We start from the raw sequence: 16,981 nt of genomic DNA, 5'->3' as shown, positions 1-16,981 counted from the left end.
GCCGGTCAGAACCCGGTCGGGACGCAGAGGCCGAGGTCGCGGCTGGTGGTGGTCGCCATCGCCTCGGCGGGCCCGATGTAGTGGTTGAGCAGGGTGCCGAGGTCTCGGTGTCGCGTCTGCGCGGCGATCCTGTCGATCGGGGCGCCGTTCATGGCGGCCGTGGTGGCGTGTCCGGCGCGGAGTGAGTGACCCGAGACCGGCATGCCGTCGAAGCCGGCCGCGTTGGCTCGTTCCTGCACGGTTCTGCTGATCGCGCCCGGACCGATCCGCTCGCTCGTGGGATGGTTTTTCCACAGGACGCGCGTGAAGAGGGGGCTTGGTACGTACTATGCCGCGGTTTGCCCGCTTCGACCGAGTATTCGGGAATAGCCGCGGACCAATGCTCGTCTGCATACACGTCCCGATCAGGCCTGAGGCAAGTAGTAGGGCGCTGCCCACACCGCCCACCAGCGTTTATGGGAGGGTCCTCATGCCGACACCGGGTAGTGACTTTGGATCGCAACCCGGTTCCATGCGTTCATCACAATGGCCAGCCATCTGATGGCGGAGACTTGGTCGGCGGTTAGGGACCCGGCGAGCTCCCGGCGCTTCGTGGCCGCAGTCAGCTGGGTGGTGTCTTCGGCGATCTGGAGGGCCGCCTCTTCGACCGGGGAGAAGTACTGAGACTCCCACCAGGCCGCGAGGACCGCCAGCCGATCTGCGGACTCGCCCTTGGCGACAGCATCACGGCTGTGGGCGCGTAGGCAGAAGGCACAGCCGTTGATCTGGGAGACGCGGATCTTCACGAGTTCGGCGAGCAAGGGGCTGAGACCTGCCTCGGCGAACGCTGCCTCAGCGTGGGTCGAGAGGCCAAGCAGCTGCTTGTAACTGTCGGGGTGGATCTTGCCGATATTGACGTGTTCCATGTTTGCTTCCTGATGACTGGGTTGGCGGGGAGGTTGGGTCGTGCCTGCGGGGCGGCCACATGGCCGCCCCGCAGGGAGGGGTCAGGCGGCCTCGGCGACCAGCTGGACCTCGATGTTTCCGCGCGTCGCCTTCGAGTAGGGGCACAGCTGGTGGGCCTCATCCATCAGGCTGGCGAGCGTTGCCCGGTCGACGTCTATGGTCTGCGCCCGCAGGACGGCTCCGAGCCAGAAGTTGTCTCCTTCCGCGAACAGGGAGATCTCGGTGGTGACGTCGACGTTGCTAAGCTTGATCCCCTGACTGGACGCGGCCCGGTCGAGGGCGCCGCGGAAGCAGGACGACCAGCCCGCACCCAACAACTGCTCCGGTTGGTACCGTCGCCAGCGCCTCCCATCTCCTTGGGGAAGGCGTGCTTGACGTTGAGGTTGCCGTCGCCGGAGATGCTGCGGCCCCCGTGGCGGCCCTCGCCGGTGGTGGTGATGACGGCGGTGTACTTCGGTGTCATTCTCTTTTCCCCTTCCGATGGTGGTCAGTTCGCCTGGGCGGCGTTGACCGGGCTTGTTGTGTTGGCCTTTACGGCCTGGACAAGGGCGGCCGCGACGCCGAGCACGATCACCGTGGCGGTGTAGATCTCGACCGTCGTGACCAGGCCCAGGTGCGGGGCGAGCTGCCCGGCGGCGATGACAGGCACGCCGAACGCGAGGTAGGCAACGGTGTAGAGCGAGGCGAAGGTCGCCGCACGTTCATGAGGCTGAATCGCGGGTGCAATCAGGCGGATGGTGCCGCCGAAGGTTCCACCGAAGCCGAAGCCGCCCACCACTGCGCCGAGCCAGACCAGCAGAACGACGTGGGTGAGGACCCCGACGAGGACCAGCGCCATGCCTACGGCGACCAACATGCCGCCGACCCGGGTGCCCCATCGGGGAGCCCGCTTCGCGAACCAGAAGCCGGCAACCGCCGCGACGAAAGGCCCCAGGAACGCGGTGAAGCCCGAGACGAGGCCACCGGAGAGGTCGAAGTGGAGCCGCAGGATGGTCGGGGCCAGACCGAGGAAGAAGGCCGGAGTCATCCACGCACCCACGAGGCCGGGCACTGCCCCGATGAAATCGGACCTGACCGCACTCGGGAGGCTCAGCCTAGGAGCTAGCGATGCCCAGGCGCCCGGGCGGCTAGCTCCAGTTTCGGGAGTGAAATGGACGAATGCCGTTGACGCGGCGAACGCGATCCCGAGCGCGACAAAGACGATCGTGTTGGCGTTGTCCAGCCACTCGACCGCGGCCCCGGTGAGAAGTGCGCCGATCCCGAGCCCGCCGGCGACAGAGGCCGCGGCCAGCCCGCCAGCCAGCACCTTGAGCCGGGCGGGCGCGGCCTCGACGATGGCTGCGCTGAACGCGCTCGTCGCCACACCGGTCGCGAATCCCTGGATCGCGCGGGCGACGATCACCCAGGTGATCGACGACGCGAAAACGAAGACGGCGATCGAAAGGAGCTCCCCGTACAGCGCGGCGAGCAGGACGGGCCGCCTGCCGATGTGGTCGGAGAGTGAGCCGCCGATCAGGAGTGCGCCCAGCAGCCCGAGCGCATACACGGAGAAGGCGAAGGTGAGAGTGCCGGGACCGAATCCCCACTGCTGCTGCTGCAGGGCCAGCAGGGGCGTTGGGGCGCCGGCCGCTACGAAGAAGAGCGCGAAGGTGGCCGCCAACCCGATGAAGGCAGAGCGTGCGCTCGAGGTGGTGTTCATGGAAGCCTCCGCTTAGACAGGGTTGTCTAGTACGGATCAGATTAGACAGATCTGTCCAAAGAAGTCAAGGCAATCTTAGACAGATCTGTCTGATACGCTCTCCCCATGGCCCCGAAACGTCCATCTGCCCGCGAGCGGTTGCTCCAGACCGCCGACCGGCTCTTCTATGCCGAAGGAGTGCACGCCGTTGGCATCGACCGGATCATCGAGGAAGCCGGTGTGGCCAAGGGATCGCTGTTCTACAACTTCGCCAACAAGGAAGCGTTGGTCGAGGCGTACCTCGACGGCCGTGACCAGCAGCGGCGGACCCGAGTGCAGAAGTACCTGGATGTCCTAGAGGACCCCCTCGAGAAGATCCTGGCGGTGTTCGACGCCCTGCAGGAGGCAGTGGAACTGCCTGGCTGGAACGGCTGCCCCTTTGCCAATGCCAACGCCGAGGCACCAGCCGGCGGGATGGAGGCCCACGCGCTGAAACGCTTCCGCGGATGGATGTCAGATCTGCTCCTGGGGCTCACCCGTGAAGTGGGCTTCAAGGACCCTTCGACCGTCGCGAGCAAGCTTGTCGTCCTCTACGACGGCGCGGTTGCCAACTCCAACCTTGATGCTCACCCTGGAGCTGTTCGCATCGCGCGAGACATGGCGGCACAAGTGCTCAGCGACGCCGTCCGGGACAGTGGCGACCGGAAACCTTCCCGAGTCTGACCGGAAACGGAGCAGTAGGTCGCCGCTGTTGTGTTGCACGTGTGATCTCGAACTCGACGCCGCCCGTCCGATCACCACCATCAACGGCGCCATCCAGACGGAGCCGGCAACCGCACCTACCACTGGGGGCAGACCCGGCGTCTCCTCCGCCAGGGGTTCGGCTTGCGAAACGATTTGATGCAGGCGACGCAAAGCCCGCTGCACTTCGCCCAGTAAGACTTGCCGTCGGTTCACTTCTAGCGCGCGGCAAGTTGTTATCCGCAATCGGCGGGCGAGCTGGCCAAGTCAGCCAGCCTGTCGGTCAGTTCGGTTATGCCTGGCCAGCGCGCGCCCGATCATCGAGTTGCATCCATGCCTATGGACGCCAGTGGCCAGTTACACCGGAAATCTGACGCTCCTCCTGCTGGCAGAGTGGAGTCCAGCAGAGTGGTGTACGACGGACCTGAGTGAGTGCGTGCCTCCAACGTAGGCGCGGCCACCGGGTGGATCCTTCGAGTGATCTGCGAAAACCGACTCGAAGAAGGAACACCGCGATGACCGCTGTACCCAGTATCGACCCTGCCCGCTTCCTAAACTAGCAGCTGTCCCAGGCCAGTCCTGACCTGATGCGTGATCTGCTCACCACGTTCGTCAACGCACTGCTCGGCGCGCAGGCTGAAGCGGTGTGCGGCGCCGGCTATGGCGAGCGGACCCCGGAGCGGGTCAACTCCCGCAACGGCTACCGACACCGCGACCTGGACACCCGGATGGGCACCCTCGACGTCGCGGTCCCCAAGCTCCGCACCGGGTCGCTGTACCCGGAGTGGCTACTCGAGCGCCGCAAGCGTGCCGAACGCGCGCTCACCTCGGTGGTGGCGACCTGCTACTTGCTGGGTGTCTCGACCCGGCGGATGGACAAGCTCGTGCAGACCCTCGGGATCACCGGGCTGTCGAAGTCCCAGGTCTCGGTGATGGCCAAAGAGCTCGACGAGCACGTCGAGGAGTTCCGCACCCGACGGCTCGAGGAAGCCGGGCCGTTCACGTTCGTGGCCGCCGACGCCCTGGTGCTCAAGGTCCGCGAAGGCGGCCGGGTGGTGCCGGTACACGTGCTGATCGCCACCGGCGTCAACGCTGACGGCCACCGCGAGATCCTCGGCGTCCAGGTCACCAGCAGCGAAGACGGCGCCGGCTGGCTCGGGTTCTTCCGCGACCTGACCGCCCGCGGCCTGTCCGGGGTCAAGCTCGTCACTTCCGACGCCCACGCCGGACTCACCGCCGCGATCAGCGCGACCCTGCCCGGCGCCGCCTGGCAACGCTGCCGTACCCACTACGCCGCCAACCTGATGTCCATCACACCGAAGAGCTCTTGGGGGTGGGTCAAGGCGCTCCTGCACTCCATCTACGACCAGCCCGACGCCGAGGCTGTGCACGCCCAGTTCGACCGCGTTCTCGACGCCCTGCACGAGAAGCTCCCCACCGTCGCGGAGCATCTCGAGGACGCCCGCGCCGACATCCTCGCCTTCACCGCGTTCCCCAAGGAGATCTGGCGTCAGATCTGGTCGAACAACCCCCTATCCGTTAACCGGCCCTCAGAGGACACGCTCCTGTTAGCGGCGTGAGGTCCCTGCGGTGGCCTGCTGGCAGGTCAATGCTGACGGTGGATGAAGGGAAGCTGCGATGACGGTGTCGGTACAGGTTGTGGATGGCGAGCACTGTTTGGTCGGCGACTGGCCCGGGATCGGAGTAGGGAACGAGTTCCTGGCGCATCTACGGGCGCGGGCCTTCTCGCCGGCGACGGTCCGGGCCTATGCCTTCGACTTGGTCAACTTCGCCCGGTTCCTCGACGAGCGGGACGTCGCGCTGGGTTCGGTCGAGCCGATGGACGTCTTCGCGTGGGTCGACTGGCAGGGCGCCCGCACACCGGGGTCGGGGAAGGTGGTCCGGCTCGCACCACGCAGTGCCGCGCCCGCGACGATCAACCGCAGGGTCGCCGCAGTGCGCGCGTTCTTCGAGTTCCTGGTGATGAGCAAGGCCTGTGCGGCGAATCCGGTCCCCGCACCGCGTCGGGGTCAGGGGCTGCGGCCCACCGCCCGGGGCATGCTCGGCCATCTCGGCCCGGGTCGTGCACGTGGCGGCGGGCGTCTGGTGCGTGAGCAGCGTCGGCTTCCGGAGTCGCTGGATCTGGCCGAGGTGCAGGCCTTCATGTCGGGGTTGCGGACCCATCGGGACCGGGCGATGGTGCTGGCCATGCTGCTGGGCGGCCTGCGTTCGGCAGAGGTCCGCGGTTTGCTGATCAAGGACGTCGACCAGGGACGACGACGGCTGCGGGTGGTCGGCAAGGGTGGACGGGAACGGGTGGTCCCGGTCGACGCCGCGTTCTTCGCCGAGCTGGTCGCCTATCTGCGTCACGAGCGACCCCGCGGACTCACCACCCCGGAGTGCTTCGTGGTGCTGCGCGGACCCACCACCGGCGCGCCGGTCAGCGAAGCGGGGCTACGGGCGCTGTTTCGGCGGCACCGGGACACCTCGGGAGCGACCAGGGTGCGACCGCACCGGCTGCGGCACACCTACGGCACCGAGCTTGCCGTCGCAGGGATCGACCTGCTGGCGTTACGGGAGCTGATGGGCCACGTCAGCCCGGAAACCACCAGCAGGTACGTGCATCTCTCCACCGAGCACCTGGCTGCCGAGTACGCGGCCGCCCGGGCGACCCTGAGTGACGTCCGGTGAGCACCGCCGTCGCAAGGACCGCGACCACAGCAGATCACGACTGGATGAGTGCCTATGTCGAGCACTGCCAGCGGCTCGGCTGCGGCGACCGGGCGCTGCGGGACCGGCTTCGCAGTGCCCGCGGGTTCCTCGCTGTCCATCCGGATCCGTGGGTCTGGATGGATCAGCCGGCCACGTCACGGGTCACCGAGCTGCGCCGCACCCGCGCGTGGCCGCTGCTGGTGTTCCTCATTGGCACCGGCCGGCTACGGCTCGACCTCGAGTTGGCCGCGGCCAAGAACCTCACCGGACTCGGCGCCATCGTCGAAGCCCGCCATGCCGAGGACTTCGCCGCCGCACGCGCCGCCGGCCATCGGCTGGGCTGGACCGCAGCCTGGGTCGAGACCGTGCTCGGTGACTGTCTGGCGGTCCTGTTGGCCTGGCACGGCGGCGCCGTCGCCGACCTCAACCAGCAGGTCTTCGCCGAGTTCGACGAGCAGCTGGGCCAGACGATGCAGCTGTCGCGGTCCTCGCTGCGTGCCTACCGGGCCCGGCTGGCCAGCCTGCGACAGCTGATGTTCGAGATCGGCGTCCATGACGCCCCGCCGCGGCGCCGGCCTTGGTCCCGGACGCTGGAGCAGCGCTTCGCCGAGGTCGCTATGGCCGAGGCGATCCGGACAGTGATGCTGCGCTACGTCCAGACCCGCGCGAGCGTGCTGCGCCCCCGCTCGGTGGAGTCCCTGGTCAACGACCTGTTGCCGTTCGCGGAGTTCCTCACCGCCCAGCACCCCGAAGTCACCACGCTGCGGGACCTGGAACGCCACCACGTCGAGGAGTTCCTGATCTGGAACCGGACCCGTTCGTGGCGCGGCCGCAAGGCCCGCCCCCAGCCGGTGTCGCCAGCGGTCACCCAGGCCGCCGTCCTGAGCCTGCGCAACCTGCTCGAGGACATCGCCGCCTGGGGTTGGGCGGAGGCACCCGCCAGCCGGCTGGTGTTCGCCGCCGACGTCCCCAAACTCGACCGGGCACTGCCACGAGCCCTCGCCCCTGACGTCGACGCCAGGCTGATGGCCGCCGTCGCCGACCTGCCCGATCGGTTCGCCCGGACCGGCCTGCAGGTGCTGCGCGGATCCGGCCTGCGGGTAGGGGAGCTTCTCGACCTTGAGATCGACGCGGTCATCGACTACGGCCCCGCCGGGACCTGGCTACGGGTCCCGCTCGGCAAGCTCGCCACCGAACGATCCGTCCCGCTCGACGAGGAAACCCTGGCGGCGCTGGATCAGTGGGCCCACCACCGGGGTGTTCATCGACCCATCCCACACCCCCGCACCGGCCGACCCACCGACTTCCTCTTCACCGAACACGGGCGACGGCTCGGGGCCACCCGGCTGCGCAACGGACTCCTCGCCGCCGCGGCAGCAGCCGGCCTATGCGGTCCCGACGGAACGCCGCTGACGATCACCCCGCACCAGCTACGCCACACCTACGCCACCGCACTGGCTAACGCCGGCATGTCCTTGCAGGCCCTGATGGCATTGCTCGGACACGTCACCCCGGAGATGACCATCCGCTACGCCACGCTGGCATCGCCGACACTGCGCGGCGCCTACGACGAGGCGATGGGCAAGATGCGCCGCCAGCTCACCCTCACCCCGGTAGGACGACCGATCGTGCCAGACAAGATCTCCTGGCTGGCCAGCGAGATGCTCAAGACCCGCGTGGCACACGGCTACTGCTCACGTCACGAATCCCAGGGACCCTGCCCCTACGCCAACATCTGCGAGACCTGCGACAACTACACCCCGGCCGTCGAGTTCGAGCCGGCGCTCACCGACCAACTTGCCGACATCCGAGCACTACAGACCGACGCCGAAGAACGGGGCTGGACCGCCGAACAGGAACGACACCGACACGTCGCGACAGCCCTCGAGGGGCACCTGCACAACATCCGGCCAAGATGAAACGACCGGCGCAGCCGCTTGACCCGATCACGAGGGCCGGATAAAAGAGCGGCTCAACCGCGAGATCCGCCGACGCACCGACGTGGTCGGAATCTTTCCCGACCGGCCCAGCATCATCCGGCTCGTCGGCGCCGTCCTGGCCGAGCAGCACGACGAATGGACCGAAGGCCGCCGCTACCTCGGACTAGACGTCCTCGCCCGCGCCCAAGCTGTCGACACCGCTCCCGACACCGAGGAGGTGCCCGACCTACAGGCCATCACGGCCTGAACTACAACGACGAGGGATCACCCGTCGTACACCACGCCCGTGGACTTGACCGCTGGCAGTCCTCGCGCTGCTCGTCTTCCTGATGGTCTAGAGGGATCAGGCAAGGTCGTGTTCGTAGGCGAAAGCGGCCGCCGCGGTGCGTGACCCCACGTCGAGCTTCGCGAAGATGTTGGACAGGTGCCGCGCCACCGTCTTCTCCGAGAGCACCAGTTCGGCGGCGATCTCGGGATTGCTCCGCCCCGCAGCAACGAGCCGTAGCACCTCCAGCTCACGTGGGCTGAGCCCCGCCGGTACCGAGGTGTCCCCCAGTAGTTCGGCGACCTCACGCTCTGCCGGCCCTGCCCGGAGTTCAGCGAACGCGCGGCGGGCCACAGTCAGCTCGTCGGCAGCCGACTCCTCATCGCCGAGCAGCCGTAGAGTCCTGCCCGCCAGCACCCGGCATCGCGCGACCTCGTACGGCGCCGCGAGTTCGGCCCATTTCTCGGCGCCCCGGCGTGCAGCCATCAGGGCCGTCTCGGACTCGCCACGCGCGAGCGCGACCAGCGCCGTTGCATAGTCCCCGGTTGCCCTCAGCGCACTGCAGTCGAACGCCGTGCCGAACTCGCGGAGTTGGTCGGCCAGCGCCGCGGCGTCTTCAAGCTCGCCCGAGGCGACCAGCACTTCAACCGCCGCGGGCAGCACCTGTGAGCGATGAACCGGGTCTTGCCGCTCGGCCAGCAACCGCCGGACGATGGGCACCGCTGTGCCGACGCGCTGTCGGCCGAGCCAAAGCAGCGCTCGGCCGGGCTGTCCGGGGTGGCCGTACTCTTCACAGCGGTCGTAGGCAGCCTGGGCGCCGGCATACTCACCGAGCAGCCGCAGGACCTCGGCCCGCTCGTAGTGCGCTTGGCCCGCAGCCGGGTTACCGCCGGCTGCGGCATACCGGTCCGCGGCACGTTCCAGTTCGGCCAGAGCATCTTGGTAGGCACCATGGAGCCTCATCAGCTGGCCCCGGTGCACGGCGCACTGCCCGGTGAAGGCGACGAGTCCGGGCTGGGTGTCGCACCATGTGGTCAACGCGTGGGTCCACTCGGCGGCCCGTCCCAGGTCGGAGATCTCTTGGCAGGCCTCGATCGACGAGCAATAGATCACGCCCGAGGAGATCGCCGAGACCTCACCGGCCAGAACTCCGACCATCGCTTCGTCCAGAAAGCGCAACCCGTCAGCGACACGGCCCGAGAAGATCATCAGCCGCCCCTCCGTGTGCACTCCCAAGGCCGTCAACTCTGCGTCTGCGAACCGCCGGCCGTACTCGGTGACCTTCGGTGCGGTGGCGACCGCCTCGCCGAACTCGCCCCGCATGATGTGCCGCATGGTGGCCCGCTCGAGGAGATATCCGCGCTCCACCACATCCTCGCCGTGATCGTCGAGCAGCCGTTCGGCTCGAGCCAGCCAGCCGCTGCCGATGGCGACCTCGCCGTCCTGCCACAGCGTGGCGACCAGCCGATAGGCCGCGCGGACGGCACCGAGAACATCCCCATGTTCGAGATAGTCGCGGTAGGCCCGCTGCAACGCCTGAACGGTGTCATTGCGACGACCGAGCAGGAACGCAGTTGTGGCGAGTGCGGTGAAATCATCCCCGGACAGATCGGACTCGTCCTGGTCCGACAGCACCCGATAGGCCTTCACCCAGTCGCGGCGCTCATAGGCCTCGCGAGCCCGATGCAGATCGTCCAGGACGCTCATGGCGCATCATCCCCTTACGCCATGAGCGTAGTCGCTGCAGCGGACCGAGCGGCCACCCTTCGAGGTCGCGTCAGGCCGCGCCGGCGCGCGCGGGCCTGGCTGTCCGGGCAGCGATCTCCGCGGCGATCGGGAGCAACGCGAGCAGCGCCGCAGCCGGCTGCACGTAAAACTGCACCACGCCGATCGGCACCAGCCGCGAGAGCCCGAAGAAGACGAGTGCGCCGGCGATCACCAGCGCTTCGGTCCGGCCGAGTGCGGCGGAGCGCACCACCGCGACCGCGAACAGCGTCGTACCGATCGCGAACAGCAGTGAACCGCCGATGAGGACCGGCACGAACCACGACTCCAGCGCGTCCTGGGTGGCCGCGAGGTCAGCGCCGGTCTCGTCTGCAGCCAGGAGCGAGAACTCCATCCCGGGCAGCACGGCGTAGAGCGTGCTGCCAATCACCACGAACCCGAGGCCGACCGCACTCATGGAGCGGTCGCCGCGGTCACGTAGGTGGCCGCGGACCGCGACGAAGGCGAGCACGATCATTGCCGACGCGATCGCCAGCGCGAGGTGGGACAGTCCCCACGTCGTGGTGTCAGCGGCCGCGGCGTCGGCGACCGCGTTGCTGTCCGGCAGGCGGCCGGGTAGGGGCGGGTGCCACAGCAGGGCACCCAGGAGTAGGAGCGGACCGATCGCGACGATGGCTGCGCTCCCCCTCGCCGAGGTCTCGTGTGTCGTCTCGTCGGTGTCGGTGTACATGACTTCTCCCTTCGTGGGTCGATCTCATGCCGTAGCGGGTGCCGGGGCCGGAGTGCGGGCGGCGATGCGGCGCGCGAGGTACTCCGCGTCGCGGCTGACCCCGTTGACCTCCCCCGAGGCGAAGCAGTACTGGAACGCCAGGCCGCAGAAGTAGAGACCGGGGATCGCGTCGACGACGCCGCGGTACTCAACCGGCCAGCCGTCCTCGACCGGAAGCGGCAGGTCGATCCAGTCGTAGCTCTGCCGGAAGCCGGTTGCCCAGACGATGCTCGCCACGTCGAAGCTCCGTCCGTCCGCGAGGCACGGCCGACCGTCGTCGACATCGGTGATGTGCTCGGTGATCCACTCCACGTCGCGGTCGGCGAGGTGGTGGCGCTTGACCCGCAGTTGGGGAGCTCCGTGGTGCCGGATCTTCGCCATGACCTTGCGCCCCATCGGGGTGCGTCGCGTCAGTACGTGGTTGAAGACGAACTCGATGACCGGGAAGGCCCGCTCCAAGCGATGGGTTCCCCACTCGAGCGGGACGTTGCCACGTTCCGGTCCGACCAGCGTGGTGGGACGGGTCGCGGCAATCTCGTAGGCGATGTCCAGACCGCTGTGCGATGCACCGACGACCAGCACGGGGCCGTTGGGAAGTTCGTCGGGGCGCCGGTAGTCGCTGGAGTGGAGCTGCCGGATACCAGGGTCGATCTCGCTGGCGAGTGCCGGGACCTGCGCCGAACGACCGAAGGTGCCGGTCGCGACGACGACGTAGTCGCAGGTGACCTCGTCATCCCCTAGCGTCGCGGTGAATCCGCCGTCCTCGCGGCCGGCGAGTCGCTCGACGCGGGTCTGCATCCGGACCGGGAGGTCGTTCGCAACGGCGTACAGCTCGAGATACTCGGCGAACTCGTCCTTGGTCGGGAAGTGCCACTGGTCGCCGGGGAACGGTACGCCGTCCAGGCTGTTCGCCCGCGCTGGCGTGAAAAGCGTCAGGCTGTCGTAGTGGCATCGCCAGTTGTCGCCGACGCGGGCCATGCCGTCGACGATCAAGAAGTCGCGGCCGAGCCGCTTGAGTTGGTAGCCGGTTGCCAGACCGGCCTGGCCGGCCCCGATGATCAGGGTCTCGATGTGTTGTGTGTTCATGCGTCGACGCTAGGGACGACGTACCGCACCCCACATCGGGCAGCAGACCCAACTGTTCACCGGAGGCGATGGGTGGATTCACCCATCGGCCCGGAGGTCACACGACGATGTCGACCAGCTTGGGCGCGCGCGCACGATGACGCGTCGCACCTCGCGGGCCGTCGATCGCCGGCCAGGACGGTCTCGTCGGCCAGTGGCGGCAGCCTCCAGGTCGGCTTCGCTCCGGGCCCTGACCGTGCCCTGGATCTACACCACCGCGGTGACGGCGTCCCGCTCCAGCAGGGCAGGGTCCACCTCCGGCCAGGAGGCCTGGGTGACCGACGACTGTTGGCCGAGCTGCTCCCAAATTTCTCCGACGGTGGACGGCGCGACCAGCGACAGCAGGACCGTCACCGTCTCGGCGGCCTCGCGCACGGCCGGGTCGGCGGCACCAGGGCCGGAGTCGATCGCCTTGCGCGTGGCGTTGACCAGTGAGCGAAGCCTCTACGGTCCGGGGGAACCTCACTCCGAACAGCGGCGTATGCCGCCTGACAATGCGGGCTGATCATGCGTAGGGCGCCTTACTGACATAGCGAAGGCCGGAGTCCACGGCGAGGGTCACGACTTGGGCCCCGACGGGCAGTGTTTCGGCGACGCGGAGGGCCGCGATGACGTTGGCCCCAGTGGACGTACCGGCGAAGATTCCTTCCTCGGCCGCGAGCCGGCGGGCCATCTGCTGGGCGTCGTCGCTGCGGACCTGCTCGATGGAGTCCACCAGCTCCGGCTGCCACAGCGGCGGGATGAAACCGATGCCGATCCCTTCGATGCGGTGCGCGCCGGTGGGAGCGCCCGACAACACTGCGGACTCAGCGGGCTCCACCGCCACCACTCGAGCTGGCGTCGCGGTCTCGCCGAACCCCCGCGGCGCGCCATGGATTGAGTGTGCGGTGCCCACGGCATGGACGAACGCGTCGACACGCCCGCCGGTCTGTCTCCAGATCTCCTCGCCTAGGGGCAGGTAGCCGCGCACCCCGTCGTGGTTGTTCAGCTGGTCGGACCACCAGTGCCCGGGGCGCTTGCTGATCTCCGCGGAGGTGGCGATCATCCGCTTGATGAGTTCCTCGGTGATGCGGCCGCCGTCGCTGGGTTCGTCGGTGATTTCGGCGCCGAGCGCGAGCATGGTCTTGCGCTTCTCGGTGCTGAACGCGTCCGAGAACACTACGTGCAGCCGGTATCCGAGCGCTGCGCAGACCAGGGCCAGAGAGATGCCCGTCGTCCCAGCGGTGTACTCGACGACTGTGCCGCCAGGTTTCAGCCGGCCGTCCGCCGCAGCCGATCGGATCACTTCGACCGCCATCCGGTCCTTCATGGACCCGGTCGGGTTGGCCGGCTCCCACTTCACAAAGATGCGCGCCCCCGAGTTCGGCACCAGACGCCGGAGCTCCACCATGGGTGTCCCGCCGACAGCGGCCAGCACTCCAGCTGGCCGGCCGTCCGGAACGGTTGTCATCGCACCAGTGAACACCCGTGGCATCGTCGGCATTGGAAGTAGGGGAAACACACTGAACGGTGCGCGGCCGCAACTACGGCGAATCCCTGCGGTGGACCTTTGGAGATGGATGGCGTCGGCAACTTCGTGCTGGTCGACGGCCGCCTAAAGGCGGGAAGCCTCTCTAATCAGTTCTCGCTTCACCGTTTGATACAGCCGGTCCGCTGCGTGGCGGCTCTCGGCTATCGCTGTCACCCCTGCCAAGCCGGCCACCGCGATCGCAGATACCAGGTGGAACGCTGGACCCGTCAGCGAGTCGGCATCCCATTTCAAGGGTGGGGCGGCAGCGAGATCCAACAGGTCGTCGGGTGTAAGGCGCGAGAAGGCCGGATGCTGCAGGTGGTCGGTGGACATGTAGTGCCGGTCCTCGCCATCTGGTGTCAGAAAACGACCTCGGTCGGGATCGAACGTTCCGTCGGTGAGAGCGATCAATGTCAGGTTCGGATGGGTAGTGCCACCGTTGCGAAGATTGATCTCGATCGCGCGGGCATCCCACAACCCCTCCCTCGTGCGCGTCACGACAAAATCGATCCCATAGCGGCCGATGACGCCTTCACGAGCGAGTCGGTCTCCAACCTTCATCGCCTCCTGACTGATCAGTTGCGAGTAAGCGCGATCGGCGGGAAATCGACAGCCGAGGAACATCTGACCAGTCGGACCACCCAATACCTGATCGTGAGTCGACACGATTTCCACGTCCTGGCCCGGGCTGTTGCGCATCTGAACGCTCGGGCTGCGGAAATGTTCACCGCTGATGAGCTCCTCGACAATGCCGCCGCCCTCTCGCAGCTCCGCCAGGTATGTCGAGGGATCAGTGTTGCTGTCCTCAGGCGCAAGACTTCGAACCGCAGCCGCGAGGTCCTCCCGGTCGGCAACCCCCGCAACATCCACGGTTGCATTCCCCAAGCCGCTCACCGAGCGATCGAGCTTGACGATCACCTTCTGTACCTTCGGACTACCTTCGAGGATTCGTTCGATTCCCGCAACGACGTCGTTGACCGTCGTCACGCCGTCGACCCCCAAGGCGTGCGGGACGCCCTCCTCCGCGAAAATCCTTCTGCTGCCAGTCTTGGTGCCCCACCGATCAAGCGACGGGTCAGGGCCATAGACCGGAATGCCGAGCTGTACCGCGAGTTCCGCTTCAAGTCGCGAGACGTTGAAGGGCATGATCAATGCCCGGTTCAGGTTGGGAATTGCCCCGCGGATCCTGTCCAGCACATGCGGTCGAGCGAGGATCTTCTCGGTTAGCGGACGAGGTGTCCCGTCGGATAAGGAGACAAACGTGAGACGCGCACGGACGTCATCCAAATCCACCCCCGGATCATGCTCAAGAAGTAGTCGATAAGCCGAGGGAGAATCGGCTGTGAAGTGACGTAGACGATGCGGCCCGACGTTTGCCGCAGGGCCGTGAGAACGAAGAACAGGAACCGCTCTTCGTAGGCGGGAAAAACCGGGTAGAGGTGCTCCGGCACGGCAAAACTAACGGCCCGCAAGCACCGCGCCGCGCCGCCAGCCTCCAAGCCGTCATGCTCCAACCCGGCGCACGCCGCCCGCCCGAGCCCCTGCCGGGCCCGTCCAGTCCTGCACGTCCGGGGATCGGTCGCTGACAGTTCTTGGTCGCGTGTGATCGCACAGCCGACTCGACCGCACATAGGTGATCGAGAGCATCCACGACCCGATCTGACTCGACCTGTCCGATCCGGGGTGCCACCGGTTGCTTCTCCCAACATCGATCGCATCCCGCGGTCGAACGACTGGAAGGAGTGGGGCCATGACCATCGCCCCGATCAGCGTCCCCGAGGAGTGGGACGACAACGGCATCATCCTGTTCGAGGAGTTCTGCGCGTTCGTCCGCATCCCGCAGCGCACTGTGCGTTGCTGGCGAATCGAGGGCCGAGGACCAACCTGGCAGCGGTTCAACGGCAACGGCCGGCTCTACATCACCGTCCGCGAGCTTCGCCGCTTCCTCAGGGGAGGCCAGTGAGATGGCCACCATCCGCCACGACCAGCACCAAGCTGGCGCCAAGCACTGGATGACGCTCCAGGAGGCAGCGGTCTACATCGCCGCATCAGTCAAGACCGTTCGTCGCCGCGTCGCCAGTGGCGAGCTGCCCGCCTACGTCTGCGGCAAACGCGGCCTCCGCGTCCTTCGTGAGGACCTCGACAACTTGATGCGACCGGTCTGACAAGGGGGCCGGAGACGTCGGGCATCGGTGCGATCAATGCACCGCGGAAACTCATGCTGACCGAGCCGCGTATTCCCAGCCAGGGATGCGCGCCGCCTTCCCGCGCCCTACTGCGGGTCACGGGTCCTTGAAAACGCCGTGATCGCCAACCCTCCGCCACCGGCACCGGAGTTCGTCGTTGACGGTGACGAGCTCGAAAGTCGCGCGCCCGTCGGGGCTGGCGAACGACCAGGTCATCTCGAGGACCCCATCAGCGTTGCGGACCGGTTTCACTCGCAGCGAGGCAGGCCACGACGTCGCCGGATCGGCGGCGTACGCGTCGCACGCAGGTGCGAACTTCTCCTTCACGACCTTCTTGAACTCGACCAGCCACTCGCGCTTGAGCCGGCGTAGGTCGTGATCGAACGCCGAGGTCGTCTCGAACTTCACTCGCCAGCGGTGCCGTCGTCCGCGACGCCGGCCACGTCGTCGACGTGGGCGAGAAAGTCATCGACGTCGTCGTGGACCGCGACCTGGCCAGCCGCGACGAGATCGTCGACCTCGCGCTCGCGCTCCTGCCAGCGTTGGGTCCAGAACCACGCCTGGTCGGCCGGCACGGGAAGAGCAGCCCGCAACTCCAGCACGCCGTCCTCACGCTCGGTCACCTCCAGCTGGGCGCCAGGCTCGTCGAGGTGCATGCGCTCGCGTACCTCGGCCGGAAGCGCCACGACGCCGCGGCGCTGGAGACTGACATAGCCGTGGTAGCGGTGCTTAGTGTCCATGTCTCGATGATCGCACATTGCCACAACACAGCCAAGCCGTAATACGGTAAGACGGCTATGGGGTGCGTAGGCAGCGTTCTGGGGCCGCACCCCTGGCAACTTCGCCGTCAATCTGGCATATATCTGGCATAGTCGGCCCGACCCGGCATCCAACGGCGGGCGCCAAAACGATAGAAACCGCAGGCTGATGCGATGAAGGGGCGGGGCCTCCGCCCTCGTGCGGCCCCGGCGGATGCTGGGGGTGTACTCGACGTCGACGACGAAGGAGGCCCCTCATGTCAGAGTACGCAGGGAAGCAGTTCGTTGGTATCGATCTTCACCGGCGACGCAGTGTGATCGTCAGGACCACCGATTCCGGGGAAGTGCTGGAGTCGGTCCGGATCGTCAATGACGTCGAGAGCCTCGATCGGGTGATCGCACGTGGCGGGGAGGATCCGGAGGTAGTGCTCGAGGCCACCTACGGCTGGTACTGGGCCGTCGACGCCCTCCAGAAGGCAGGTGCCAACGTGCACCTGGCCCACCCGTTGGGGGTGAAGGCGTTTGAGTACCGGCGGGTGAAGAACGACCTGTTGACCGAACTACCGGGTGGGTCTTGCCGGCGGTGCGTGTGGGGTTGCGCGGTGATGGCTAGGTTCACCGCTCGTG

The 16,981-nt window shown here is 67.3% G+C and carries 18 protein-coding genes and 2 pseudogenes; 8 read left to right on the top strand and 12 right to left on the bottom strand.

The genetic code is table 11. The features are described from left to right. Positions 1-5: 5 nt before the first annotated feature. The 4 genes from D0Z08_RS30730 to D0Z08_RS30715 form a co-directional block, all read right to left on the bottom strand. Positions 6-239, bottom strand: a complete 234-nt coding sequence (locus D0Z08_RS30730; protein ID WP_182481592.1) for a site-specific integrase — start codon at positions 237-239, stop codon at positions 6-8. A gap of 228 nt (positions 240-467) precedes the next feature. Then, positions 468-905: a carboxymuconolactone decarboxylase family protein gene (locus D0Z08_RS30725; protein WP_118929093.1), complete on the bottom strand. Its 438-nt coding sequence runs from the start codon at positions 903-905 to the stop codon at positions 468-470. An 81-nt stretch (positions 906-986) separates the two neighbouring features. Further along, positions 987-1,427, bottom strand: a complete 441-nt coding sequence (locus D0Z08_RS33555; protein ID WP_281271800.1) for an Ohr family peroxiredoxin — start codon at positions 1,425-1,427, stop codon at positions 987-989. A 5-nt stretch (positions 1,428-1,432) separates the two neighbouring features. Next, complete coding sequence (locus D0Z08_RS30715) at positions 1,433-2,644, bottom strand: MFS transporter (RefSeq protein ID WP_118929092.1); 1,212 nt, start codon at positions 2,642-2,644, stop codon at positions 1,433-1,435. A 105-nt stretch (positions 2,645-2,749) separates the two neighbouring features. Here D0Z08_RS30715 and D0Z08_RS30710 point away from each other — a divergent pair, with 105 nt between their 5' ends. The 5 genes and pseudogenes from D0Z08_RS30710 to D0Z08_RS30690 all read left to right on the top strand — a co-directional run. Next, entirely contained in the window at positions 2,750-3,346 is a 597-nt protein-coding gene (locus tag D0Z08_RS30710; RefSeq protein WP_118929091.1) for a TetR/AcrR family transcriptional regulator, read from the top strand. A 581-nt stretch (positions 3,347-3,927) separates the two neighbouring features. After that, positions 3,928-4,896 (top strand): annotated as a pseudogene (locus tag D0Z08_RS30705) (IS256 family transposase); the annotation flags it as partial. Between the two features lie 106 nt (positions 4,897-5,002). Beyond that, entirely contained in the window at positions 5,003-6,055 is a 1,053-nt protein-coding gene (locus tag D0Z08_RS30700) for a tyrosine-type recombinase/integrase (RefSeq protein WP_118929089.1), read from the top strand. 44 nt (positions 6,056-6,099) lie between these two features. Further along, positions 6,100-7,995, top strand: a complete 1,896-nt coding sequence (locus D0Z08_RS30695; RefSeq protein ID WP_118929088.1) for a tyrosine-type recombinase/integrase — start codon at positions 6,100-6,102, stop codon at positions 7,993-7,995. 46 nt (positions 7,996-8,041) lie between these two features. Then, positions 8,042-8,263, top strand: a pseudogene (locus tag D0Z08_RS30690) (transposase); the annotation flags it as partial. A 96-nt stretch (positions 8,264-8,359) separates the two neighbouring features. Here D0Z08_RS30690 and D0Z08_RS30685 read toward each other — a convergent pair. From D0Z08_RS30685 to D0Z08_RS30660, 6 genes are all read right to left on the bottom strand, one after another. Then, entirely contained in the window at positions 8,360-9,988 is a 1,629-nt protein-coding gene (locus D0Z08_RS30685; protein WP_118929087.1) for a LuxR family transcriptional regulator, read from the bottom strand. Between the two features lie 70 nt (positions 9,989-10,058). Further along, entirely contained in the window at positions 10,059-10,736 is a 678-nt protein-coding gene (locus D0Z08_RS30680; protein WP_118929086.1) for a hypothetical protein, read from the bottom strand. Between the two features lie 24 nt (positions 10,737-10,760). Next, positions 10,761-11,861 (bottom strand): flavin-containing monooxygenase, encoded by a 1,101-nt coding sequence (locus tag D0Z08_RS30675; RefSeq protein ID WP_118929085.1) that lies wholly within the window; start codon positions 11,859-11,861, stop codon positions 10,761-10,763. A gap of 246 nt (positions 11,862-12,107) precedes the next feature. Next, complete coding sequence (locus D0Z08_RS33275) at positions 12,108-12,275, bottom strand: class I tRNA ligase family protein (RefSeq protein WP_245994669.1); 168 nt, start codon at positions 12,273-12,275, stop codon at positions 12,108-12,110. Between the two features lie 130 nt (positions 12,276-12,405). Continuing rightward, positions 12,406-13,350, bottom strand: coding sequence for a PLP-dependent cysteine synthase family protein (locus D0Z08_RS30665; RefSeq protein ID WP_118929105.1), 945 nt, complete (start codon positions 13,348-13,350; stop codon positions 12,406-12,408). A gap of 144 nt (positions 13,351-13,494) precedes the next feature. Further along, a complete protein-coding gene (locus tag D0Z08_RS30660) occupies positions 13,495-14,703 on the bottom strand; it encodes a hypothetical protein (RefSeq protein WP_147381596.1) in 1,209 nt (402 codons plus the stop codon). Between the two features lie 457 nt (positions 14,704-15,160). On the opposite strand from D0Z08_RS30660, the gene D0Z08_RS30650 reads away from it, so the two are divergent. Both D0Z08_RS30650 and D0Z08_RS30645 read left to right on the top strand, forming a co-directional pair. After that, the gene (locus D0Z08_RS30650; protein WP_118929082.1) at positions 15,161-15,373 is read left to right on the top strand and encodes a helix-turn-helix domain-containing protein; all 213 of its coding nucleotides are present in this window, start codon (positions 15,161-15,163) and stop codon (positions 15,371-15,373) included. Between the two features lies 1 nt (position 15,374). Further along, a complete protein-coding gene (locus D0Z08_RS30645) occupies positions 15,375-15,575 on the top strand; it encodes a helix-turn-helix domain-containing protein (protein ID WP_220454468.1) in 201 nt (66 codons plus the stop codon). 117 nt (positions 15,576-15,692) lie between these two features. Here D0Z08_RS30645 and D0Z08_RS30640 read toward each other — a convergent pair whose 3' ends face one another. Both D0Z08_RS30640 and D0Z08_RS30635 read right to left on the bottom strand, forming a co-directional pair. Further along, positions 15,693-16,004, bottom strand: coding sequence for a hypothetical protein (locus tag D0Z08_RS30640; protein ID WP_118929081.1), 312 nt, complete (start codon positions 16,002-16,004; stop codon positions 15,693-15,695). After that, on the bottom strand, positions 16,001-16,336 hold the full coding sequence (locus tag D0Z08_RS30635) for an AbrB/MazE/SpoVT family DNA-binding domain-containing protein (RefSeq protein WP_220454467.1): 336 nt from the start codon (positions 16,334-16,336) through the stop codon (positions 16,001-16,003). The genes D0Z08_RS30640 and D0Z08_RS30635 overlap by 4 nt, the downstream gene beginning before the upstream one ends. A gap of 275 nt (positions 16,337-16,611) precedes the next feature. Here D0Z08_RS30635 and D0Z08_RS30630 point away from each other — a divergent pair. Further along, positions 16,612-16,981: IS110 family transposase (locus D0Z08_RS30630; RefSeq protein ID WP_220454466.1), on the top strand; the 370-nt coding region annotated here is incomplete at its 3' end.

It is taken from the genome of Nocardioides immobilis (genome assembly GCF_003515065.1).
In the GTDB taxonomy this organism is placed as follows: domain Bacteria; phylum Actinomycetota; class Actinomycetes; order Propionibacteriales; family Nocardioidaceae; genus Nocardioides; species Nocardioides immobilis.
This window is presented reverse-complemented; position numbering and strand designations above follow the sequence as displayed.